We start from the raw sequence: 22,328 nt of genomic DNA, 5'->3' as shown, positions 1-22,328 counted from the left end.
CGACCGCGGACACGACCGGGAGGGACGCCCGCCCACGACTCAGGAGGTTCGATGAGGGAGCGCGTCCTCGATCTCGTCTTCCTCCTCGGCGTGCTGTTCAAGGGTCTCGACGGCCTGGTCGAGCTGGTCGGCGGCGTGGTGCTGCTGTTCGTCACTCCGGCGAAGCTGCAGCACGCCGCCGACCGTGCGACCTCGGGCGAGCTGGCCGAGGACCCACACGACCTCATCGCCAACCTCATCGTGCACGGCGCCGCCCACCTCCAGCACGGCAGCATCGTGTTCGCCGCGGTCTACCTGCTCGTCCACGGCGTCGTGAAGGTCGCGATCGTGATCGCGCTGCTGGTCGGGTCGCGTCGCATCTACCCGTGGGCGATGGCGGCGCTGGGCGCCTTCCTGATCTTCCAGCTCTACGAGCTCGTGACCCATCCGTCGATCGGGGTGGCGATCCTGACGGTCTTCGACGCGGTCATCATCTGGCTGACCTGGCGGGAGTGGCGCCGCGGGCGCGAACTGCGGACGACCTGGCGCGGGACGGTCGCGTGGGTCTTCCGGCGACCCGTGGCGGACTAGCGCGGATCAGGGCGCGTACGACGTCGACACCTGGTGCTCCAGCTGCTTCAGGTGCGTGCCGAGCGTGCCGCCGACGGCGGGGTAGCTGCCGACCGGGTCGGGGGTGGGCTGCGCGGACCCGGCGAGCGCGCCGATCGTCAGGATCACGGCGACGACCGCCGCCACAGCGTCGAGGACCAGGATGATCGCGATTGTCCTCCGGCGCCGGCGGGACGTCGGCCGTCCGGGCGACGCAGGCCGTGCCGCGTCCCGCGCGGGAGCCGCCTCCGTCCGCTCGCCTTCCGTCGGGAGCAGCACCGTCGGTGGCAGCGTCGTCGTCACGTCCCTCGCCGCCATCGGCGCCGTCGGCACCTCGTCCGGCGCCGGCAGCACCGCCGTCGGCCCAGGCGTCGGCGCCTCCTGGGCGAGGAGGGCGCTCAGGCGCACGGCGGCGTCCGCGGCGGGCAGCCGCACCGCTGGGTCGCGCGCGGTCATCGCACGGAGCAGGTCTCCCCACGCGGCGCCGAGCGACTCCGGGACCCGAGGGTCGCGGGAGAGCCGCGCCGTGGCGGACTCCACCGCCGTGCCGGGGAACTCGCGACGGCCCGTCAGGCACTCCAGCAGCACCAGACCGAGCGAGTAGACGTCGGTCGCCGCGGTCAGCGGTCGTCCGGCGGCCTGCTCCGGGCTCAGGTAGCTCGCCGTGCCGATGACGGTGCCGGTCGCCGTGACCTTGGCGTCGTCGACCAGGCGCGCGATGCCGAGGTCGGTCAGTTTCGCGGCGACACCGGAGGCCGCCGACTCCGGCAGGAGGATGTTCGCCGGCGAGACGTCCCTGTGCACGACCCCCGCCCCGTGCAGGTAGGCGAGCGCACGTGCGATGTCGGCGCCGATCGCGGCGACGGCGGGGGCGGCGATGGCCCCCGATCGCAGGCGCTCGCGCACGTCGGAGCCCTTCACGTACTCCAGCACCAGCACGGCGTGGCCCTCGGTGTCCGAGATCGCGTCGAACAGCGTCACCAGCGACGGATGGGATCGGGTCGCGAGAATCCGCACTTCGTCCTGCTGCCGGCGGAGGTCGGCCGCCGACGCGTACTCCGGGCGGAAGATCTTCAGCGCGACCTCCCGGCCGAGGGCCTCGTCCGTCGCGCTGTAGACGTCGGCCAGGCCTCCCCGGCCGATGCGCTCGAGGATGCGATAGCGGTCGGCGATCAGCGTGCCGGCCGCCGAGGTCAGCTGCTGCGGGGTCTCGTCGGTCGTCGACATCATCCGTCGCCGCCTTCGCCGCCGCCTTTGCCCTTGTCTTTGCCCTTGCCCTTCTGGTCCGGCTTCTGCTGTTGCTGCTGCAGTTGCCGGAGCTGTTGCTGCAGCCGCTCCTTCTCCGCCTGGTCCTGCAGCTGGGTCAGGTCGGCGCGCACGGCGACGATGGAGCTCTCGATCGCCGCGTGCCGGTCGCTTCCGATCTCGCCCTTCGCCAGTGCGGCGTCGTTCAGCTTCGCCAGCGCAGCGAGCTTGGTCTGGGCGCCGGCGAGGTCGCCGGCCTGGGCCGCGGTCGCGACCTCCAGGACACCGTGCTGGAGCGTGCTCGCGGTCTGGGTCGCGTAGTCGGTTCCCGCAGCGCAGCCCGTCAGCCCGAGCGCCAGCGCGACGGCGCCCGCGGCGAGCGCACGGCGAACCCGTCGCGCGTCCGACCTCATGCTCGTCACCTCCTCACGGCCTCAAGCACGGTAGCCGCAGATCCGGTCGGTGTCGAGTCGAGGGTGCCGGTGCACCGGGGATGCTCAGCGAACCGGCTTCTCGACTGCGGCCGGCGAATCCTCCCGGGCCGTGCCGACCCCCCGGAACGGCGCGGCGAGCGTCGCGGGCAGCAGTCGGGGGCGGCGCGCCAGCAGCACGATCGCCAGCGCCGCGTACACAGCCGACACCACCCACCGGGCCTCCGTGGAGGTGAACACGAACGTCGCGGCGAAGAGCACGAACAGCGCGGTGGCCCAGCGGCCGGAGAAGCGCAATCCGATCAGCATCGCCACCCCGAGCAGCGTCTGCGCGACCGTCAGTGTGAATTCCTCGACCTGGCGGCCGTCCAGCGGCAGCGCCCAGCCTCCGCCGCCGAGGAGGTGCGCGACGGGCAGCGTGCCGACGAGAGCCGTCCACTGGTTGACCTTGCTGGCGAGCAGGATGCCCAGGCCCATCGCCGCTCTGCCGCGCACGGCGAAGATGATCGCGATGACGAACTCCGGCGCCTCGGACGCGAGCGGTGCCAGCCACTGCACGAGGAGGAAGTCGTCGATCCCCGCGGCGCGGCCGCCGGCGATGAGGCTGTGCGCGAACGGCTCCGCCAGCAGCAGGATGACCACGGCCGAGATCAGGAAGATACCGATGACGGTCGCCCGGCGGGCGATCGTCGGCAGCGTGCCGATCGCGCGCGGCACGCCGACGAGCTCCGGCTCCTCGCTCTCTGCCCGGGAGACGCGCCAGAGGTAGTAGACGAAGAGGCCAAGCAGCCCGACACCGAGCACGACGGGGATGCTGCCGGTGAGGGGGATGACCAGGGTGAGCACCGACGCGATCACGAGCAGGCCGAGCTCGACCCGGTTGCCGTGCGGGAGCTGCACGGCGAACGGGCGCGTGCGCACATCGGGGTCGATCGCGCGACGGCGAGCGCGGGCCGCCCGGTAGACCAGGAACGCGATCAGCAGCAGGAACGGCCAGCCGAGGCCGAGCAGCAGCCGGTTCGACCCGGTCATGTTCGCGGCGGCGTACTGCGCCTGGTTCGGGTCGGAACCGGACGTGAATGCGAAGTAGAGGTCGATCGCGTACTCCGGAAGGATCGCGATGATCGCCAGCAAGCCGACGGCCAGGCCTCCCGAGATGTCGACCTCGGCGGCCTCCCCCGCCCACGCCAGGGCGAAGGCGGCGGCGACGATGGCGAGGCCGAACATCACGATGCCGACGACCGGCCCCGGCTCGATTCCGCTGAGGCGCAGCACCACGCCCTGCGCAGCCACGAGGGCGACCACTCCGAGCGGTATCAGCACTCGGTGCAGTGGTCGGGCGGCGGGCGCTCCTGTCTCGGTTCTCGTCATTCGTGCGGCCTCTCGGTCGAGGGCGCCGGACAGCACGCAGCAGGGAGAGTCCGGTCACCGTGGTGGGACCGAAGGTCTCGCTCGCCCGGCCGCAGTGGCACGGGAGGCACGCCGGGCCGCTTCGACGCGAGCCAGTATGTCGACGTGTCCGCACACCCGTCAGCCGGGTGCGGAGCTACTCCCCTTCGCGGCTCCCATCCTTCCGGACGGCGGCACCGCCGCCGGCGCGCTCAGGCGGATTGCCAGCGTTTCGCCCGGCCTAACTCGGCGGCTAGGGCGGTCAGGCGGTCGGATGCGGCACGCCGAAGATCCGTTTCGTGGCGACGATCGCCTCCCGATCGTCACCGTTCTCCAGCGCGGCCTTCAGCGCCTCATAGCCGTGTGCCAGGTCGCGGAGCTCGGCCGGCAGGCCCTGATACGCCATGCTCACGTGATAGCTGAGCGAGGGCGCCGCACGCGCGATGAGCTCGAGCAGGACCGGGTTCGGGCACGACAGCAGGATCGACGTGAAGAGGGCTTCGGCGGATCGGGTGATCGCGGGCACGTCTCCTCCGCCGAGCTGTGCGACCACCTCGTCGATCTGAGCGGCGATCGCCGAGCGCTCGTCGGCGTCGAGCGAGGGCACGGCCAGGAGGGTCGCCCCGGCCAGCAGCACCCCGATCGTCTGCAGGGTCTCCAGAGCCTGCTCGGGCCGCGGTGCGATGACAGCGGAGTGCGACTGCGGGGCGGTCTGCACCAGGCCTTCCAGGCTCAGCGTGTGCAGGGCCTGCCTGATCGGGGTGCCGGAGACACCGAGCCACCCGCGCAGCTCGGCCTCGTCGAGACGCTCGCCCGGGAGAAGCACGCCGGTGAGGATCGCGTCCTTCAGCCGGGTGTAGACCCGATCACGCAGGAGCTCGCGCGGCGCGCCGGAGCGGCCTGAAGCGTCCGGTACCGGCATCACGACGCCTCCTTCGGGATGGCCGTGTCCGGCGACCCGATGCGGAACACGAGCTTCGTCGCGTCGGCGACCGCCTGCCCATCGCCGCCCTCGATGGCGGCGCGGAGCAGACGGTACTCCGCGGCGGCCTCGCCCCACTTCACCTCGAGCGCCCGGTACGCGACCATCACGTAGTAGGCGCGCGCCGCGAGCGTTCGCGCCGAGAACTCGACCAGCACGCGGTTGGGGCAGCGCGCCATCAGGCGCGCGTAGTAGGCCTGCGACCCCGCGATCGAGTCTTCGATGTCCTCGCGGTCCAGCGCGTCGATGAGCACGTCGAGGTCACCGACCAGCTCACGACGCTCGTTCTCGTCGAGCTCCTCGAACACGAAGTCGAGGATGCCGAGCACGACGACGCCGATCGTCTGAAGGTTGGCGACGGCGTCCTCCAGGCGCGGCTCGACGACCCGCGTGTGCGACTGCGCGACGGTCTCGACGAACCCTTCCACCGTGAGGGCGTGCAGAGCCTGGCGGATCGGGGTCTTCGACATCCCGAGCCACGCTTGCAGCGTGTCGTCGTCGAGTCGCTCGCCGGGGAGGATCGTGCGGGTGAGGATGGCGTCCTTCAGGGCGTCGTAGGCTCGATCGCGCGCGAGCCGGCGTGCGGGCGCGCCGCCCGGTGAGCCCGGAACCGGCATCCACACCTCCTCGCGATCCGCTGATCTCCCACCGCTCATCGTACTGACCGGGGCCACCGAAACTGGAACTTCAATCTGGATTAAAGTTCCAGTCGGCGCCTATACTGCACGGACAGTGCGAATACCGCCCGGAGAGCCTCGTCCCCCCGCGATGCTCTCCGTCCTCCGAGCGGCGAGCTCTGATCTCGCAGCTCAGTCGGGGTCCTGCGCTTCGGGTGCGCAGGACCCCGACCACCTTCCCCAGCGAACGGGAGTCACGGCCGCGATGTACCTCGATCGAAACGCCGCCCCCGGCGAGCTCACGATCACGCTCGACCGCGACACCTACCTGCGGCTGCTGCGGCGCGCAGCCGACAGCGGGCTGACGCCGGAGGCGTTCGTGGAGCGGCTGACGCGGGACGCCTACGGACGTGCGGCCGCCCACCGTGCTCCGGAGACCGGCGAACACTCGCCGGACGCCTCGTAGAAGGGCAGCCGGAACGGCTGCACGCCGCGGCTAGAGGGACTCGACCGCTGCGTCCCCGACCGCGCCGTACGCCGAGTCGTAGGCGCGGCGGAACCGGTCCGTCGACGCGAAGCCCCACCGGGCGGCCAGTGCGTCGTCGCCGAGCGCCGGCTCCCGCGCCCGATCGGCGTGCGCAGCAGCCAAGCGGGCGGCGCGGAGGTAGCTGACGGCGCTCGCGCCCGTCCGCGATCGGAAGGCCGCGTCCAGGTCGTACTGCGACGCGCCGGCCGCCGCCGCCATGTCGCCCACGCTGATCGGCAGGGAGAGGTAGTCGTCGACGAACCTCGTCGCGCGCCGGTGGATGCTCAGCTCGGAGCGCGCGGTCGCCGGCCTGGCCCGGCGCTCACCGGTCAGGGGAAAGCACTCGAGCACGCCGACGGCGAGCGCGTGCGACAGGCCGGCGCGCACCATCGGGTCGTCGATCGTTCCCGAGTTCACGAACTCGGCTGCGACCTGGACGAGCTGGAGCATGTGCCTCCCGCGCCGGAGGTCGACCGGCCGAGGGGAGCCGAACACCGGAACGATCGAGTCGTCGGCGTAGACCACCCGCGCGACCTCCCGCAGGCGCTCCGGCGCGATGTAGACATTCACGATGGACAGGCTCTCGCCGTGGCCGAACAGTTCGTGACCCGGTCGGGCGAGGAACGGCACGCCGTACGACGAGTCGCGTTCGCCGTCCATCTCCCACCGGTAGTCGCCCGCGAACACGCCGGACACGCTGAACTGATCGAACTCGCCGTCGGAGACCCACTCGCCGCCGATCCGGTACACCCCGACCGTCAGGCCGTCATCGCCGGCCTGTTCCACGCGGAACGAGAAGTCGGCACCCGGATCGCGCGAGAACGCGAAGCGCCCCTGCGCCTCGCGCAACAGCGCATCGGCCTCTTCGGGGTCGGTCGTGCTGCTCCGCACGCGCCTGAGGTCGTCCACACGGTGCACAGTACTCCGCAGCAGGGGCGCCCACAGACCTCTGGCGGTTACTCGTCCCGAGCGTCTGGTCGATCGAACTCGTCGAGCTGGTCGACGCCCTGCGGCTCCTCGACCTCCACCTCGACACCGCCCTCCGACCCGTCGCGGAACGCTCCGGTCCCTTCGTCGAGCGTGCCCTCCCCGTCGGGGTAGCCGGCCTCGTCGGGGTATTCCGTTCCTCCGGTGTTCGACATGTCCATGGGGTCTCCCTCCGTCTGCTGACGATCCTGCAACACCGCGGCCCGGCCCGCCAGGGGGACGACGTCCGGGAAGCCGCCGGAGGGTGAAGGCGCGCCCGCCGAGCGGGTGAACTGCGGGTGGTTCTGCCGGTTTTCGCTGTCCGAACCTGCGGTCAGGGAGGGACACTCTCTGACAACCCACCACCCTCCCGGAGCCCGACATGCGCACCAGCACCCTCGTCCCGGTCGTCGCCGGCCTCATCGCTGTCGCGGCCGTCGCCATCGCGGCCGGCCCGACCTACAGCGCGCTCACCGCAGGCGCAGACCTCGTCGTCGGCGCGGGAGGGACCGGCGATGGCCCGGCCGCCGGGTCGTCCGGCCCCATCGACCTCGTCACCATCGACGACCGCGACATCGCGACGCCCTCGAACGGATCCGCCGCGTTCGTGCCGCTCGCCCCCGACGACCGATACGAGCCCGGCCGCACCTTCCGGCTCGGGGTCGGCGTCGCCGACAACGATCCCGACGTCGCCGCGGCGATCACGGTCGCAGTGGTCCCCGTCGACTCCGCAGGAACCGGGCAGGTCGGCGCGTCGCCGAACGCCACTCCGCAGCTGCTGGTCACGGTGGTCGACACGACGACCGGGGAAGTGCTGATCGGCAGCAGCGCCACCGATGCGCGCCGCGGCGCTCCGGTCGCCGAGGCGAGCGGGATGATCGGGCATCTCGCTGCACGCGACGCCGACCCTCTCGACGACGGCGACCGCTGGTCACGCGGTGCCGCGCAGAGCCGCCACGACCTGGAGGTCCTGGTCTACAGGCCGGACGGCCCCGCCGCCCGCGAGCCGACCGGCGCCCGCTCCGATGTGGCGCTGATGCTGTACGGGATCGGCCAGCCCTGATCTTCACGGCGCGCGCCAACTTCAGAGCGCGCGCCATCCGCCCCATTGACGAGCTCGCCGTGTTGGCGTTCGGTGGTGGGCATGGTAGCTCTCATCATCATCCTGCTCGTGATCTGGCTCATCCTCGCGATCCTCGGTTTCGCCGTGAAGGGCCTGCTGTGGCTGGCCATCCTGGGGATCGTGTTCTTCATCATCACCGCGATCGTGGGCTGGCTGCGCCGAGGCGCCTCCCGGAACTGACGCGTGCAACGCGACGCATTCATCCGTGCGGCCGGACAATCGGATCGGGCTGCCCTGTTGGACGAACCCGCCCGCAGCAGGGAGGCTGGTGACATGACCTTCGTACCCCACGCGTCCCGCTACGATCGGATGCTCTATCGCCGCACCGGTCGCAGCGGCCTCGACCTCCCCGCGCTCTCGCTCGGCCTCTGGCACAACTTCGGCGACGACCGCCCGCTCGACACCCAGCGCGCCATCGTCCGCCGCGCCTTCGACCTCGGGATCACCCACTTCGACCTCGCGAACAATTACGGACCGCCCTACGGCGCGGCCGAGATCAACTTCGGGCGCATCCTGCGCGAGGACCTCCGCCCGTACCGCGACGAGCTCATCGTGTCGTCGAAGGCCGGCTGGGACATGTGGCCGGGGCCGTACGGCCAGGGCGGAGGCAGCCGCAAGTACGTGCTCGCCAGCCTCGATCAGTCGCTCGCCCGCCTCGGCCTCGACTACGTCGATATCTTCTATTCGCACCGGCCCGACCCCAGCACACCGCTGGAGGAGACGATGCAGGCGCTCGACACCGCGGTGCGCAGCGGCAAGGCGCTCTACGTGGGCATCTCGTCCTACAGCGCGGAGGAGACCCGCAGGGCCGCCGAGATCCTGCGCGGCCTCGGCACCCCGCTGCTCATCCACCAGCCGTCGTACTCGATGCTGAACCGGTGGATCGAGACCGAGGGCCTGCTGGCCGCCACCGACGAGCTCGGGGTCGGCGTCATCGGCTTCACGCCCCTCGCGCAGGGCATGCTGACGGGCAAGTACCTGAACGGCGTGCCCGAGGGCTCGCGCGCGGCCGCCGGAACGTCCTTCGATGCCGGCTGGCTGACGGACGAGGCGGTGGAACGGCTGCGCGGCCTCGACGCCATCGCCTCCTCGCGCGGGCAGACGCTCGCCCAGCTCGCGCTCGCGTGGGCGCTCCGGGATCCGCGCGTCACGTCGCTCGTGATCGGCGCCAGCAGCGTCGAGCAGCTGGAGCAGAACGTCGGCGCGCTCGCGAACGTCTCGTTCTCGCCCGACGAGCTGGCCGCGATCGACCGGTTCGCCGTCGACGCCGGCGTCGACTTGTGGGCCGGTGCGCGTCGCGGCGAGCTCTGAGCTACCACCGCTCCCCCTTCGCGTAAATCCCCTCGCTCGGTCACCCGCCCCGACGTACCGTGATCGCATCACGTCGGATGCGGCGCCGTGTCGATCACGGACACGCGTCTTCCCGATGTGTGTGGGGCGGATCCCGGGTGGCCGGCTTGAGGTCGGCCCCCGGGATCCGGGCCGTCGACGATCAGGTGAATTCCAGGGCACCGGCGGGTGAAATATCCGCAGATTGTGTGTTTCCGCAGTGCTTCCCCAGGGACTCCCCGGAGTCGTCTGATTGGCTGGAGTCCGTTCGCGTGCGCGCGCGACGACGAATGGGATGCGATATCTGGGGGCGACGCGATTCTTGGTGGACATGAGCACGCTGAGCGCGACTGACCGTCGAACCGGCACGGCGCCGCTCCGGGCGGTCCGGCCGTGGACGATCGCGGCCGTGTTCGGGCTCGTCGCGACGATCGTGTGCGCCGCCGGCAGCTGGATCCCGTCGCTCTGGGGCGACGAGGCGGCGACCCTGATGTCCGCTCGGCGCCCCGTCGCCACCCTCCTGCCGATGCTCTTCCACGTCGATGCCGTCCACGGCCTCTACTACCTCGGCATGCACGGCTGGATCCGGCTGGCGGGCGAGAGCCCGTTCGCGCTCCGCTTCCCGAGCGCCGTCGCGATCGGCTTCGCGGTCGCCGCGGTCACGCTGCTCGCCGGGCGCCGCGGAGGCCCGAAGGCCGCCGTCGTCGCCGGCATCGTCGCGTGCGTGCTCCCGCGGATGACCTACGCCGGTGAGGAGGCACGGTCGTTCGCCTTCACCGCCGCGGCCGCCGGCTGGCTCACCGTCCTGCTGCTCTGGCTCGTCGACGGAGCCGGCAGAACCGCTCCCGCGTCCGTTCGCCGCGCCTGCTGGGCGGTCTACGCCGCCGGCCTCGCGCTCACGTCCTATCTCTTCCTCTACACGGCATCGATCGCGGTCGCACACGTGGCGATCCTGCTGTTCTCCCGGGCGTCGCGCCCGGCGCTGCGCGCGTGGGCCGTGGCGACCGGCTGCGCACTGCTCGCGCTCGCCCCGCTCGGGCTCCTCGCCTACTTCGAGCGCAGCCAGATCGGCTACCTGGGCAGCCAGCCGATCGATCCGTCCACGCTGCTGTGGATGCCGTGGTTCGGCAACGGCTGGGTCGCGCTGGCGGCCTGGGCTTGCATCGTGCTGGCCCTCGGCGGTGCCGCGTACACCCGCTGGGGCCGGCCCGGGCGGCCGGCGAGACCCACACAGGCGATGGCGACGCCGGGCGAGCGGGCTCCGCTTGCGGTGACCGCCACCCTGGTCGGCGCGTGCTGGTTGATCCTGCCGACCGGCACTCTGCTGCTGGTCAACCTCGCGTTCCCGATGTACACGGCGCGCTACTCGACGTTCGCCGCCCCCGCAGCCGCCCTGCTGATCGCCGAGGGACTGCTCGTGCTCGGGCGCCTCGCGTCCCGTCGCGCCGGCGTGCCCGCCATCGCGGTGACCGGGGCCGGGCTGCTCGCGTTCGTCGCCGTCTGCACTCCCGTCTACCTGTCCCAGCGCGGCCCCTACTCGAAGAACAACTCCGACTGGGCCGAGGTCAGCGCGGCGATGGGAGCGGCGGCGGTGCCGGGCGACGCCGTCGTCTTCGACGAGTCCACCAGGCCGTCGCAGCGTCCGCGGCTCGCGATGCGCACCTACCCGGCGGGCTTCACCGCGGTCAGCGACCCCACTCTCCGCACGCCGTACTACCGCAACATCGGCTGGGCCGACCGCGTGTACTCGATCCCGAAGGCCGCCGAACTCGGCCGCTTCGACGGCCTCCACCGGGTCTGGCTGGTCGAGAACGACGTGGACGGCCGCCTCGACCACGACGGGCTCACGGAACTGCAGGCGCTGGGCTTCGAGGAGACCGGGCGCAGCATCCCCACGCACAGAACCATGCTCATCGAACTGACCCGGTGACGGTCGGCTCTGGGCAGCGCGGCCCGGCCCCGCTTATGCTCGGAGCATGAACACGGCGGTCTCGGCGGACAGCGTCGGCGAACACCGTGCCGATCGGCTCTCCCGCCGCCTGCAGGTCGCCTCCGTCGAGTCGCTCGCGCTGGGCATGGGCGCGCTGGCGTTCGTGGCCGTCGGAGTGGTGGCCTTCTTCGTCTTCGCCGGCCACGACCTCTCGATCGCCGGCACCGGATCGGTCGGCCAGTTCGCCGCGATCGCCTGCTGCATCGTCGCCCTCGTCGCCTACGGCAGCGGTCGCATCACGACCTGGAGCATCCCCTGGTTCAGCCGGCCCAAGGAGCACCGGTCACGGCTGGGCGCCGCCGTGGAGGTCTTCGACTCGCTCGCGATCTCGGTCGCGCACGCCGTCGTCGTCCTGCTGCTCTGGACGGTGCTGAGCGACGTGCTCGCGCGCAGCTTCCAGGACGCGCAGGTGTTCGCCCTCCCTGCCACCCTGCTCGTCGGCACGGCGGCCGCCGTCTCGGCGTACTACGTGTTCCTGTCCGCCGCCAACATGAACCCGCTGCTGCTGTCGGCCGTGCTCGCGATCTTCCTGGTGGTGGGGGCCCTGACGAGCATGCTCACCGCCTCCAACCCGCACTGGTGGAAGCAGAATCTGAGTGTGCTCGGCATCAGCGACGACCTGTCGGCGGCGACGTTCAACATCACCGTGATCGTGGGAGGCGTCCTGGTGACGGCGATCGCCCGGTACGCCACCGACAGCGGCAGCCTCGAGCGCAGGCCGACCCGCGGAGAGCTGCAGGTGCGCACCGGACTCATCGTCGTCGGCGCGATGCTCGCGTGCGTCGGGCTGTTCCCGGTCGACCGCTTCTTCCTGCTGCACAACACCGCTGCCACCGGGATGGCCGTCGTCTTCTGCATCCTCGCCATCGGCATCCGCTGGATGATGCCGCACCTCCCCCGCGCCTTCTACGTGCTCGGCTGGGTGTTCATCGGCGTGATCGTGCTCGTGGCCTTGTTCTTCGCCGTCGGGTATTACAACCTGACCGCGGTCGAGCTGGTCGCGGCCGTGCTCATCTTCAGCTGGATCATCGTGTTCCTGCGGATCGCCGAGGCGGCGGGGAGCGACCGCAGAAGAGCTCCGTGGCCGGGGCAGGCACCGTAGCGCCCGCCCCGGACCGGGGCGCCCTCAGATTTCGACGAAGAGGTTAGCCTGGTAATTCAGGTGGTCCGGGAAAAAGAACTGGAACGTCACCCAGCCTCCATTTCCTTTTTCCGTCAAGCCGGTGCGCCGAATCTTCGGGAACGGATCGCGTGCCTCTCCGGTGTCGGCATCCGCCCTCGCGGTCTTGCTGAGGCTCTCCACGACATTCCCGCTCTCATGCCAGACGAGGCGTTTCGGGTTGTTGCCGTTCGCGATCGTCAGGCGGTATTGCGCATCCATGTTGGGGGGCTGGAAGCTGGAGTCATCCGGGGGCGTGGGTTCCAGACGGAAGTCGGTCGACATCGTGCAGTTCAGCACATTGGGGAAGACGGACCCCCAGAACGTATCGACCACCAAGCCCGATTCATAGATCACGCGTTCGCGCGGGTCGAAGTCCACTGCATCGATGGCGGTCCGGCCATCGGCGGTGTGGAATTTCCACATCGGCGTGAGTTGGAACAATTGGCCGGCGCCCACCTTGTTGATCGCCTCGACGGCGAAGGACACCGAGTCGTAACCGCTTGCCTCGACGGCGATGGTCGACGTTCCCTGGGAGGCGACCGCCTTGACCGGAATGCTGAAGGTTCCGTCAGCAGCGACGGTCACGGTGGGCGGCACTGTGGCGACGCCGGTCGCAGACGAACGCAGGCTCACAGTGGCCGGGCGTGCAGCGCCAGGGGGCGGCGTGACCGTGCCGGTCGCCGTTCCCGTCTGGCCCTGCTGGATCGCGTCGGGAGAAGTGAGCAGCTCGATCCGCCCGACGGCCGGTGGGAGCACGAAACAGGTCCACTCGGCCGCGGTGTACTGGTCCGCGGTCACGGTCACTGTCGAGCTGACCTCCGAATCGGTGACCATGGACCTGATCGCGAGCTCGAAGGAGGCACCGGTCACACTCATCCTCGCGGGCCCCGTCACGGCTTCCGTGTACTGGAAGAGGAGCTCGCTCGGCAGGGATCCGCCATCGCCCGGCTTGATCCCCCCGCGAAGCGTGATCTCGGCGACGCCCTCAGTCCTCATCGACGGGACAGTCCAGAAGAGGGTGCCCGGCACGCGTGATGCGGCGGAAGCGGGAGACGACGTGCTCAAGACGATGGCGGGACCCGCCCAGGCGGCGGCGCCGACGATCGTGCGCCGCTGGAGTCCGGCGCGCTCGGGCTGCTCATCAGACGGGGGATTACTCGATTCGTGCGTCATCTGGTTCGTCCTTTCGGAGGTGAAGTAGACGCAAGCATCTCACTGAAATGCATCTCATTCCTGCTGTCACATTTCTCATTTCGCGGACAGCGAGGTCTGGCTCGAAGAATCCATCACCCAATATTTCACGAACGGTCGGCACAACGGCCGGTCCCGGCAGGGACGAACGCGGACGGCGCGAAGCGCGCCGTCAGTCGACGATCGGCCTGATCAGCTCCGGCCCGTCGCCGACGACCGGCCCGACCCGGTCGAACACCAGGGCGTCGGCCACGGGCAGGGCCGCACGCACGGCCTCATCGACGAGCGCCTGGTCACCCACGACCGTGGGATCGATCCAGTGCTCCCAGAGCTCGCGCGGTAGCGGCACCGGGTTGCGGTCGTGGATGTCGGACAGGGTCTGCACGGCGTCCGAGGTGAGGATGGTCGCGGTGAGGTGCCAGCGCTCCGGATCGTCGCGAGAGAGCGCCGGGTCGGCCCACCACGCGTACAGGCCGGCGAAGCCGAGCAGCTCGCCGTCGGCCGAGTGGATGAAGAACGGCGTCTTCTTCTTGGTCTCCGGATCGGTCTGCCACTCGTAGTAGCCGCGGGCCGGGATGATCGCGCGCCGAGACGCGACGGAGGCCTTGAACATCGGCTTCTCGGCCGCGGTCTCCGCGCGGGCATTGAAGGTCGGCACCTTGGTCTTGAGTTCTTTGGACCACGACGGGACGAGGGACCAGCGCGCGAGTTCGAGCCGGCGCACACTCGGCTCATCGCCCCTCTTGCTCTCGAGGAAGACGGGGATGGGGTCGGTGGGCGCGATATTCCAGCTCGGCCGCCAGTCGCGGAAGTCTCCGCCCTCTGCGACGAACTCCTGAATCATCTCGTCGGTCTCGGAGTCCAACGCGAATCGTCCGCACATGCGGCCAGCTTAGGCGCGACCACCGACGGCGCGAGAGGCCTCCAGATCGGCCGCACCCCCCAAACGCGGGGAGCGCCAACCTGAAAAAACGATGTATTCTCACCTTTGTGAATTGGTGAGGAACAATCACTTTACAGCGGGAGAACGACCCGAACGCCCGCTCGAGCGAACCGCACCGATTCACACCACCCGAAAACGCACCAACCCGACCCAGGGACGACCCGTGAACCCGACACGATCGCACCGAGCGCCTCAGGCACTCGACCCCATCCGGGGTGCCCGGCGCCTCGGTCGTCCCTTGCGGAGCGGAGCCGGCGGCGGTGAATCCGTTCGAGACCACGGTTTCCCCCAAGCCGCCGTCGGCTCTTCCACGCGGCACGTGTCCACGCGGCACCCGAGGGAGGAGGCGCTGTGATGACCGTCCTGCGCCCCCGCCTCACCGCGCTCGGCCGCGCGCAGGCCCGTCCGCTCACCTCCGAGCGCAGCTGGGCGCGCCACTACCGCTTCCGCCTGATCGCGACCGACACGCTCATCATCCTGGTGAGCACCATCGGCGCGATCTTCATGCGCTTCGGCTTCGAGGACACACCGACCACCACCGGCGCCGGCTTCCGGGTCGACTACCTCACGGTCTCCCTGCTGATCGCCGTGACCTGGATGTTCACGCTCGCGGCTTATCACACGCGCGACGCCCGGGTCGTCGGCGTTGGCGTCGTCGAGTACCGCAGGGTCGTCGCCGCCACGGCGATCACCTTCGGCCTGCTCGCCATCTTCTTCCTGGTCGGCAAGGTCGACATCGCCCGCGGCTACTTCGTGCTCGCCCTCCCGCTCGGGATGGGCGGCGTGCTGTTCTCGCGCTGGCTGTGGCGGCACTGGCTGATCAAGCAGCGCTCGTTCGACCACTATCTCTCCCGGGCTCTCGTCGTCGGACGTTTCGACGACGTCGACACCGTGGTGCGCCAGATCCACCAGAAGTCGGGAGCGGCCTACAACGTCGTGGGTGCCGCTCTCGACACAGGGAAACGGAAGGGCGCCAAGAAGGATGCGGAGCTGAGCCGCCGCATCGCCTCCCCGGAACGGGAGGTGCCCGTCGTCTCGGACCTGTCGGGGGTCGCAGAGGCGGCCGCCCGGCTCGGCGCCGACACTGTGATCGTCGCCGGCCGGGCGCTCAGCGGGGGCGACTTCGTCCGCCGGCTGGCGTGGAAGCTCGAGGGCACCGCCACCGAACTCGTGCTCGCGGCACCCCTCACCGACATCGCCGGCCCGCGCATCCACTTCCGCCCGGTCGAGGGCCTTCCACTGATCCACGTGGAGATCCCGCAGTTCGAGGGCGGCAAGCACGTGCTCAAGCGCGCCTTCGACTTCTTCGCGTCCGGCGTCGCGCTGCTCCTGCTCGCCCCGGTCTTCCTGGCCGTGGCCGTCGCGATCAAGCTCGACGACCGCGGCCCGGTGATCTTCGCGCAGGAGCGCGTCGGCCGCGGCGGCGAGCGCTTCCGGATGCTGAAGTTCCGGTCCATGTGCGTCGACGCGGAGGCCCGCCTCGCCGAGCTCCAGGACAGGAACGAGGGCAACGGCCTCCTCTTCAAGCTCCACGACGACCCGCGGGTGACCCGGGTCGGCCGCGTGCTGCGCAAGTACTCGCTCGACGAGCTGCCGCAGATCCTCAACGTCTTCCTCGGCGAGATGAGTCTCGTCGGGCCCCGGCCGCCCCTCCCCGCCGAGGTCGCCGGCTACGAGAACCACGTGCACAGGCGCCTCTACATCAAGCCGGGACTCACCGGGATGTGGCAGGTCAACGGACGATCGGACCTCTCCTGGCAGGAGAGCGTCCGCCTTGATCTCTACTACGTGGAGAACTGGTCGCTCACCGGCGACCTCGTCATCATGTGGCGCACCGTCAAGGTGCTGACACATCCCGTGGGGGCGTACTAGCCGCGCCCCCGGTACCGCACCGCAATCCCGAGCACCTTCCCGACCGAAAAGACACCGAGGTTGTCATGAGTACTGAGAAAGCCCCACGCGCTCGCTCGCTGGGCATATTGACCGCCGTTCTCACGGCCGTCGGCCTCATCTTCGGAGGGCTCGCCGTCGCGCAGCCCGCCGCGGCCGACAGCAATCCACCCGATCCCACGAACCCCTCGACCCCGCCGACCGTCACCGCCGACGTGCTGCCCACCCCGCAGATCAACGGAGTCGTCTGGTCGCAGGTGGTCGTCGGCAACACGGTCTACGTCGCGGGCAAATTCACGTCGGCACGGCCGGCCGGCTCGCCCGCGGGGACCAACGAGACGCCCCGCAACAATCTGCTGGCGTACGACATCACCACCGGCACCTTGCTGCCCTTCGCGCCCAACCTGAACGCGCAGGCGCTCTCGATCACGGCGTCGCCTGACGGCACCCGCATCTACGTGGCGGGCGACTTCACCTCCATCGACGGCAAGGGCTACTACCGCCTCGCCGCGTTCTCCACCGCCACGAACACGATCGTCAGCACGTTCAAGCCGATCATGGGGACCACGACCCGCGCGGTCACCGCCTCCAACACGACGGTGTACGCGGGTGGTGACTTCAGCACGGTCAACGGCGTCGCACGCAAGTACCTGGCCGCCGTCAGCGCCACAGACGGCTCGACGCTCAACTGGCAAGCGGACGCGGACGACTCCGTCTACGCGACCGCACTCACCAAGGACGGCTCCAAGGTGATCGCCGGCGGCCGGTTCCAGAACGTCGGAGGCGTCGCCAACTACGGCCTCGTCGCCGTCGACGCGAGCACCGCGGCAATCCTGCCCTTCGCGGCCAACCAGACCGTGCGCGACGCCGGAGCGCAGGCGAGCATCTACTCGCTGGCGACCACCAACGACCGCGTGTACGGCTCCGGCTACGTGTTCGGCTCCGGAGGCAACCTCGAAGGAAGCTTCTCGGCCGACCCGAACACAGGCGCCATCAACTGGATCGAAGATTGCCACGGCGACACGTATTCCGTGTTCCCGCAGGCGAACAACGCGCTGTACGTGGCCGGACACGTTCACTACTGCGGCAACATCGGCGGCTTCCCGCAGACCAGCCCGACGTGGACGTTCCACCACTCCCTCGCCTTCAGCAAGGCGGCGACGGGGACGATCACGAACGACCCGTACGGCTACTTCAACTGGGCTGGAAACCCCTCCCCGTCGCTCCTCGACTGGTTCCCCGACTGGACGACCGGCACCTTCACCGGGCAGGGCCAGGCGACCTGGAGCGTCAACGGAAACGACAAGTACGTGGTCTACGGCGGCGAGTTCCCGTCGGTGAACGGTGTCGCGACGCAGGGCCTCGCCCGCTTCGCCCTCACGTCGTATGCGCCGAACAAGGTCGGCCCGCAGGGCGTCCCGCTCACCCCGACGGCGGCTTCGTTCAACGCGGGGCAGGTGCGGGTCAGCTTCGCGGCCACCTATGACCGGGACAACGGCTACCTCACCTACAAGATCTACCGCGACGCCGGAACCACCCCGGTCTACCAGACCACCGTGCGCTCCAACTTCTACACGCGGCCGATGATCGGCTTCGTCGACTCCGGGCTCACACCGGGAAGCCATCCGATCTACCACGTGAAGGTCTACGACCCGATCGGCAACACGACCTCGCGTGACACGAACGCGGTGACGGTGGCGGCCACCAACAGCGGAGGTGCGTACTCCGACTCGGTGACGCAGGCGGGAGCGACCTCCTACTGGCCGTTCGACGAATCCAGCGGCACCACGGCCCTCGACCACGTCGGGTTCACCGACCTGACCGAGACCGCCGTCACGCAGGGAGCCGCCGGGCCGATCAGCGGGGTCAGCGCGAGCACCTTCAACGGCTCGACCAGCCTCGCCGTCATCCCGGCCGCGATCCCCGGACCGAACACCTTCACGGTGTCCGCCTGGTTCCGCACGACGTCGACCAGCGGAGGCAAGATCCTCGGCTTCGGCAACACCAACACCGGGACCTCCGGAAGCTACGACCGGCACATCTACATGGACAACTCCGGACGCATCTTCTTCGGGGTCTACCCCGGAGGGGCCGCCACGCTGAACACCGGGCCGGGCTACAACGACGGCAACTGGCACCAGGTGACCGCGTCGCTCGGCGCGAACGGCATGCGTCTCTACCTCGACGGCAAGCCCGCGGGCTCGCGTACCGACGTCACCAGCGGACAGTCCTACACCGGCTACTGGCGGATCGGCGGAGACAACATCAACGGCTGGCCCAACCAGCCGTCGAGCAACTTCTTCTCCGGTGACATCGGCCAGGTGTCGATGTACCCGACCGTGCTCGACAAGACGACGGTGACCAACCAGTACGTCGCCTCCGGACGCCCCTCCCCGCTGAACCCGGCTCCGGCCGACGCCTACGGGAAGGCCGTCTACAACGCCGGCCCTGACATCTACTGGCGGCTCGACGAGACCTCCGGCAGCACGGCCCTCGCCTCCGACCCGTACGGCACGACCGGGACGTACTCCGGCACGGCGACCACGAAGGGGGTCGCGGGCGCGCTGAACGGCGGCGCGGACAACGCGGTGCGGTTCAACACCAACTCCAACGGGTCGTCCGGCGGAGTGGTGGCGAGCACGGTGCCGGCCACGAACCCGACGGTCTACACGGAGTCGATCTGGTTCAAGACCAACACCACGCACGGCGGGAAGCTGATCGGCTTCGGCGACCAGCAGACCGGGCTGTCGAGCAACTACGACCGCCACGTCTACATGCAGGACGACGGCCGCCTCGTGTTCGGCGTCTGGACCGGACAGACGAACACCATCACCTCCCCGAACCCGCTGAACAACAACCAGTGGCATCAGGCGGTGGCGACCCAGGGTCCGGACGGCATGAGCCTGTACATCGACGGCCAGCTCGTCGGCACCAACCCGCAGACGCAGGCGCAGTCGTACACCGGCTACTGGCGGATCGGCGGCGACAACACCTGGGGGTCCACCGGACCGTACTTCAACGGCACCCTGGACGAGGCGGCGGTGTACTCCCGCGAGCTCTCCGCCCAGGAGGTCACCAACCAGTACGGCCTGGGGACGACCGGCACGCTGCCCAACCAGCCGCCGGTGGCCTCCTTCACCAAGACCACGTCGCAGCTGACGGTGAACGTCGACGGATCGGCATCGACCGACCCCGACGGCACCATCGCCTCCTACGCGTGGAACTTCGGTGACGGCTCGCTCGCGACCGGCCCGACGGCCAGCCACACCTACCTGCAGGGCGGCAGCTACAACGTCTCTCTCACGGTGACCGACAACCAGGGCGCGACCAACACGACCAGCCAGGGCGTGAGCGTCGTCGCACCGCCGCCCAACCAGCCCCCGGTGGCCGCGTTCACCTCGAGCGCGACGTACCTCGCCGCCTCGTTCGACGGGACCACGTCGTCCGATCCCGACGGCACGGTCGCCTCGTGGGCCTGGGACTTCGGAGACGGCTCCACGGGCACGGGCTCCACGGCCACCCACACCTACGCTTCGGCCGGAACGTACCAGGTCAAGCTCACGGTGACGGATGACAAGGGCGCCCAGACCAGCGTGACCAACCCGATCACGGTGGTGGCGAACCAGCCCCCGGTGGCCGCGTTCACCTCGTCGGTGACCAACCTGGCCGCGTCGTTCGACGGCTCGACGTCGTCCGACCCGGACGGCACCGTGGCCTCCTACGCCTGGGACTTCGGAGACGGAGCGACGGGCACGGGAGCGACGGCGAGCCACACGTACGCCACGGCGGGAACCTTCACCGTGACGCTCACCGTGACGGACAACGCCGGCGCGACCAACCAGGTCCAGCACCAGGTCACCACGGCCCTGCCGCCGAACCAGCCGCCGGTCGCCTCGTTCACGGCGACCCCGACGGGCCTCGCGGTCGCGGTCAACGGCTCGGCCTCGTCCGACCCCGACGGCACCGTCGCCTCCTACGCCTGGAACTTCGGTGACGGCACGGGAACCGCGACGGGGGCCACGGCGAACTACACCTACGCGGCGTCCGGCACCTACACGGTCAGCCTGACCGTGACGGACAACCAGGGAGCGACCAACACGACGACCAAGTCGGTCACCGTGACGTCCGCCCTCGCGCAGGACGCGTTCAACCGGGCGACCACCAACGGCTGGGGCAACGCCGACACCGGCGGCGCATGGACGCTCTCGGGCGGCGCGACCAGCTTCAGCACCGTGACCGGATGGGGCCAGCAGACGGTCTCGGCCGGCACGACCAAGACGGCGACCCTGCCGTCGGTCACCTCGACCTCCAGCGACCTGACGGTCACCCTCTCCGGTGACTCGGCGGTGAGCGGCGGCGGCCTCTACTACTCGGGCATCGGCCGCCTGGTCGGCAGCACCGACTACGAGGCCAGGGTCTGGGTGAAGGCCGGAGGCGCGGTGCAGCTGCAGTTGCTCCAGGGCTCGACGACGCTCGCCGCGGCGAACATCACCGGCCTGACCGTGGTCAACGCCACCGACCAGCTGAAGCTGCGGGTCCAGGTGTTCGGCACCTCGCCGACCACCATCCGCGCGAAGGTCTGGTCCGCCACCGGAACAGAGCCCACCGCCTGGATGCTGAGCACGACCGACTCGACTGCGGCCCTCCAGGTCGCCGGCACCGTCGGCCTCCGCTCGTACCTGTCGGCGAGCGCGACCACCACCCCGGTGGTCACGCGCTGGGCCAACTTCGCGGTGGTCCCGGCGCAGTGACCCGGTCCCCTCGCGCGGCCATCCTCGTGGCGCACCCCGGTTCGGAGCTGTACGGCTCCGACCGGGTGCTCCTCGAGTCGGTCAGCGGACTCCTCTCCGACGGCTGGGACGTGCTGGTCACCGTCCCGGCCGACGGCCCCCTGGTCGCCGAGCTGCGGCGCCGGGGGGCCAGGGTGGAGCTGTGCCCCGCCCCGGTCGTCCGCAAGAGCGTCCTCCGCCCGCGGGGGTTCGTGCGCTTCGCCGCCACGACCCTCCGCGGGCTTCGGCGCGGCGGGGCACTCCTCCGCCGGGAGCGGCCGGCTGCGGTGTTCGTGAACACCGTCACCATCCCGCTCTGGATCGCGCTGGCCCGGCTCGCCCGCATCCCCGTCGTCGTGCACGTGCACGAGGGCGAGGGCACGGCCTCCCCTCTCGTCAAGAAGGTGCTGTCGGCGCCGCTGCTGCTCGCGCAGGCGGTGATCGCCAACAGCGCGTTCAGCCTGGACGTGCTGCGCAGCGCCTTCCCGTCGCTCGCCCGCCGCACGACCGTCGTGTACAACGCGGTGCCCGGACCCGAGCACCGGCGGCCCGCACGCGCCGCCATCGACGGGGACCTGCGGGTCACCTACATCGGCCGGCTCTCGCCGCGCAAGGGCGTCGACGTCGCGATCGACGCGATCGCCGAGCTCGAGCGACGCGGCGTGCCTGCCAGGCTCGACCTGATCGGCGCGGTCTTCCCCGGCTACGAGTGGTACGAGCGCGACCTGCGCCGCAAGGTCGCAGAGGAGCGCCTGCAGTCGCGGGTCGCGTTCCTCGGCTTCCAGCCGTCGGTGTGGGACTTCCTGAGCGCCGGCGATGTCGTGCTGGTGCCGTCGGTCGCCGACGAGCCGTTCGGCAACACCGCGGTGGAGGGCATACTGAGCGGCCGTCCGGTGATCGCCAGCGCGACCAGCGGCCTGCTGGAGGCCACCGACGGCTACCGCACGGCCGTCACCGTGCGACCGGGCGACGCCGGGTCGATCGCGGACGCCCTGCAGCAGACGGTCGAGCACTGGGCCGACGCCTCCGCCCAGCTGGACGACGATGTGCGCGCCGCCGAGGAACGGCACAGCCCGCAGTCGTACCAGAGGCGCATCGCGGAACTCGTACGCGCGACGGCGGCGAGCGCGCCTAAACTGAGCCAACGCGCGCTGAGCCCGCTGAGGCTGAGCCCGCGGGATCACTGA

At 70.3% G+C, this 22,328-nt stretch carries 19 protein-coding genes; 10 read left to right on the top strand and 9 right to left on the bottom strand.

The window, feature by feature from the left end; all coding sequences use genetic code 11:
• Positions 1-51: 51 nt before the first annotated feature.
• Positions 52-570, top strand: coding sequence for a DUF2127 domain-containing protein (locus KNO15_RS21920; RefSeq protein WP_241706080.1), 519 nt, complete (start codon positions 52-54; stop codon positions 568-570).
• Positions 571-576: 6 nt separating this feature from the next.
• On the opposite strand, the gene KNO15_RS21915 is transcribed toward KNO15_RS21920, so the two are convergent.
• From KNO15_RS21915 to KNO15_RS21895, 5 genes are all read right to left on the bottom strand, one after another.
• Positions 577-1,818 (bottom strand): serine/threonine-protein kinase, encoded by a 1,242-nt coding sequence (locus KNO15_RS21915; RefSeq protein WP_241706079.1) that lies wholly within the window; start codon positions 1,816-1,818, stop codon positions 577-579.
• On the bottom strand, positions 1,815-2,246 hold the full coding sequence (locus KNO15_RS21910) for a hypothetical protein (protein ID WP_241706078.1): 432 nt from the start codon (positions 2,244-2,246) through the stop codon (positions 1,815-1,817). The genes KNO15_RS21915 and KNO15_RS21910 overlap by 4 nt, the downstream gene beginning before the upstream one ends.
• Positions 2,247-2,330: 84 nt before the next feature.
• Complete coding sequence (locus KNO15_RS21905; RefSeq protein WP_241706077.1) at positions 2,331-3,635, bottom strand: sodium:proton exchanger; 1,305 nt, start codon at positions 3,633-3,635, stop codon at positions 2,331-2,333.
• Between the two features lie 280 nt (positions 3,636-3,915).
• On the bottom strand, positions 3,916-4,575 hold the full coding sequence (locus tag KNO15_RS21900) for a GntR family transcriptional regulator (RefSeq protein WP_241706076.1): 660 nt from the start codon (positions 4,573-4,575) through the stop codon (positions 3,916-3,918).
• A complete protein-coding gene (locus tag KNO15_RS21895; RefSeq protein ID WP_241706075.1) occupies positions 4,575-5,252 on the bottom strand; it encodes a GntR family transcriptional regulator in 678 nt (225 codons plus the stop codon). Before KNO15_RS21895 ends, KNO15_RS21900 begins: the two co-directional genes overlap by 1 nt.
• Positions 5,253-5,517: 265 nt before the next feature.
• Between KNO15_RS21895 and KNO15_RS21890 the strand changes: the two genes are divergently transcribed.
• Entirely contained in the window at positions 5,518-5,718 is a 201-nt protein-coding gene (locus KNO15_RS21890) for a hypothetical protein (RefSeq protein ID WP_241706074.1), read from the top strand.
• A 30-nt stretch (positions 5,719-5,748) separates the two neighbouring features.
• Here the strand turns inward: KNO15_RS21890 and KNO15_RS23435 are convergent, their stop codons facing one another.
• Complete coding sequence (locus KNO15_RS23435) at positions 5,749-6,687, bottom strand: helix-turn-helix domain-containing protein (RefSeq protein ID WP_241706073.1); 939 nt, start codon at positions 6,685-6,687, stop codon at positions 5,749-5,751.
• A 47-nt stretch (positions 6,688-6,734) separates the two neighbouring features.
• Positions 6,735-6,926: a hypothetical protein gene (locus KNO15_RS21880; RefSeq protein WP_241706072.1), complete on the bottom strand. Its 192-nt coding sequence runs from the start codon at positions 6,924-6,926 to the stop codon at positions 6,735-6,737.
• Between the two features lie 200 nt (positions 6,927-7,126).
• Between KNO15_RS21880 and KNO15_RS21875 the strand changes: the two genes are divergently transcribed.
• The 5 genes from KNO15_RS21875 (at position 7,127) to KNO15_RS21855 (ending at position 12,288) form a co-directional block, all read left to right on the top strand.
• The gene (locus KNO15_RS21875; RefSeq protein WP_241706071.1) at positions 7,127-7,807 is read left to right on the top strand and encodes a hypothetical protein; all 681 of its coding nucleotides are present in this window, start codon (positions 7,127-7,129) and stop codon (positions 7,805-7,807) included.
• An 81-nt stretch (positions 7,808-7,888) separates the two neighbouring features.
• Positions 7,889-8,047, top strand: coding sequence for a hypothetical protein (locus tag KNO15_RS21870; protein ID WP_241706070.1), 159 nt, complete (start codon positions 7,889-7,891; stop codon positions 8,045-8,047).
• 93 nt (positions 8,048-8,140) lie between these two features.
• Positions 8,141-9,178: an L-glyceraldehyde 3-phosphate reductase gene (gene mgrA, locus KNO15_RS21865; RefSeq protein ID WP_241706069.1), complete on the top strand. Its 1,038-nt coding sequence runs from the start codon at positions 8,141-8,143 to the stop codon at positions 9,176-9,178.
• Positions 9,179-9,527: 349 nt separating this feature from the next.
• Positions 9,528-11,126, top strand: coding sequence for a glycosyltransferase family 39 protein (locus KNO15_RS21860; RefSeq protein ID WP_241706068.1), 1,599 nt, complete (start codon positions 9,528-9,530; stop codon positions 11,124-11,126).
• A gap of 46 nt (positions 11,127-11,172) precedes the next feature.
• Positions 11,173-12,288, top strand: coding sequence for a DUF998 domain-containing protein (locus tag KNO15_RS21855; RefSeq protein ID WP_241706067.1), 1,116 nt, complete (start codon positions 11,173-11,175; stop codon positions 12,286-12,288).
• 24 nt (positions 12,289-12,312) lie between these two features.
• On the opposite strand, the gene KNO15_RS21850 is transcribed toward KNO15_RS21855, so the two are convergent.
• On the bottom strand, positions 12,313-13,521 hold the full coding sequence (locus KNO15_RS21850) for a carboxypeptidase-like regulatory domain-containing protein (RefSeq protein ID WP_241706066.1): 1,209 nt from the start codon (positions 13,519-13,521) through the stop codon (positions 12,313-12,315).
• A 190-nt stretch (positions 13,522-13,711) separates the two neighbouring features.
• The gene (locus KNO15_RS21845) at positions 13,712-14,422 is read right to left on the bottom strand and encodes an SOS response-associated peptidase (protein ID WP_278046631.1); all 711 of its coding nucleotides are present in this window, start codon (positions 14,420-14,422) and stop codon (positions 13,712-13,714) included.
• A gap of 414 nt (positions 14,423-14,836) precedes the next feature.
• On the opposite strand from KNO15_RS21845, the gene KNO15_RS21840 reads away from it, so the two are divergent.
• The 3 genes from KNO15_RS21840 (at position 14,837) to KNO15_RS21830 (ending at position 22,328) form a co-directional block, all read left to right on the top strand.
• Positions 14,837-16,354: a sugar transferase gene (locus tag KNO15_RS21840; RefSeq protein WP_241706064.1), complete on the top strand. Its 1,518-nt coding sequence runs from the start codon at positions 14,837-14,839 to the stop codon at positions 16,352-16,354.
• Between the two features lie 65 nt (positions 16,355-16,419).
• A complete protein-coding gene (locus KNO15_RS21835; RefSeq protein ID WP_241706063.1) occupies positions 16,420-21,123 on the top strand; it encodes a PKD domain-containing protein in 4,704 nt (1,567 codons plus the stop codon).
• A complete protein-coding gene (locus tag KNO15_RS21830) occupies positions 21,120-22,328 on the top strand; it encodes a glycosyltransferase (protein ID WP_241706062.1) in 1,209 nt (402 codons plus the stop codon). The genes KNO15_RS21835 and KNO15_RS21830 overlap by 4 nt, the downstream gene beginning before the upstream one ends.

Origin of the sequence: Leifsonia shinshuensis (assembly GCF_022606355.1) — a bacterium.
In the GTDB taxonomy this organism is placed as follows: Bacteria; Actinomycetota; Actinomycetes; order Actinomycetales; family Microbacteriaceae; genus Leifsonia; species Leifsonia shinshuensis_B.
Note: the sequence above shows the minus strand (reverse complement) of the source record. Positions and strands in the feature narration are given on the sequence as shown.

What these genes read in the sequence shown, in the direction of transcription:
- KNO15_RS21840 (WP_241706064.1), top strand. Translation starts at nt 14,837, where the DNA reads ATGACCGTCCTGCGCCCCCGCCTCACCGCGCTCGGCCGCGCGCAGGCC.
- KNO15_RS21900 (WP_241706076.1), bottom strand. Translation starts at nt 4,575, where the DNA reads ATGCCGGTACCGGACGCTTCAGGCCGCTCCGGCGCGCCGCGCGAGCTC.
- KNO15_RS21845 (WP_278046631.1), bottom strand. Translation starts at nt 14,422, where the DNA reads ATGTGCGGACGATTCGCGTTGGACTCCGAGACCGACGAGATGATTCAG.
- KNO15_RS21875 (WP_241706071.1), top strand. Translation starts at nt 7,127, where the DNA reads ATGCGCACCAGCACCCTCGTCCCGGTCGTCGCCGGCCTCATCGCTGTC.
- mgrA (WP_241706069.1), top strand. Translation starts at nt 8,141, where the DNA reads ATGACCTTCGTACCCCACGCGTCCCGCTACGATCGGATGCTCTATCGC.
- KNO15_RS21855 (WP_241706067.1), top strand. Translation starts at nt 11,173, where the DNA reads ATGAACACGGCGGTCTCGGCGGACAGCGTCGGCGAACACCGTGCCGAT.
- KNO15_RS21835 (WP_241706063.1), top strand. Translation starts at nt 16,420, where the DNA reads ATGAGTACTGAGAAAGCCCCACGCGCTCGCTCGCTGGGCATATTGACC.
- KNO15_RS21880 (WP_241706072.1), bottom strand. Translation starts at nt 6,926, where the DNA reads ATGGACATGTCGAACACCGGAGGAACGGAATACCCCGACGAGGCCGGC.
- KNO15_RS21860 (WP_241706068.1), top strand. Translation starts at nt 9,528, where the DNA reads ATGAGCACGCTGAGCGCGACTGACCGTCGAACCGGCACGGCGCCGCTC.
- KNO15_RS21910 (WP_241706078.1), bottom strand. Translation starts at nt 2,246, where the DNA reads ATGAGGTCGGACGCGCGACGGGTTCGCCGTGCGCTCGCCGCGGGCGCC.
- KNO15_RS21850 (WP_241706066.1), bottom strand. Translation starts at nt 13,521, where the DNA reads ATGACGCACGAATCGAGTAATCCCCCGTCTGATGAGCAGCCCGAGCGC.
- KNO15_RS21915 (WP_241706079.1), bottom strand. Translation starts at nt 1,818, where the DNA reads ATGATGTCGACGACCGACGAGACCCCGCAGCAGCTGACCTCGGCGGCC.
- KNO15_RS21905 (WP_241706077.1), bottom strand. Translation starts at nt 3,635, where the DNA reads ATGACGAGAACCGAGACAGGAGCGCCCGCCGCCCGACCACTGCACCGA.
- KNO15_RS21920 (WP_241706080.1), top strand. Translation starts at nt 52, where the DNA reads ATGAGGGAGCGCGTCCTCGATCTCGTCTTCCTCCTCGGCGTGCTGTTC.
- KNO15_RS21895 (WP_241706075.1), bottom strand. Translation starts at nt 5,252, where the DNA reads ATGCCGGTTCCGGGCTCACCGGGCGGCGCGCCCGCACGCCGGCTCGCG.
- KNO15_RS21870 (WP_241706070.1), top strand. Translation starts at nt 7,889, where the DNA reads ATGGTAGCTCTCATCATCATCCTGCTCGTGATCTGGCTCATCCTCGCG.
- KNO15_RS21890 (WP_241706074.1), top strand. Translation starts at nt 5,518, where the DNA reads ATGTACCTCGATCGAAACGCCGCCCCCGGCGAGCTCACGATCACGCTC.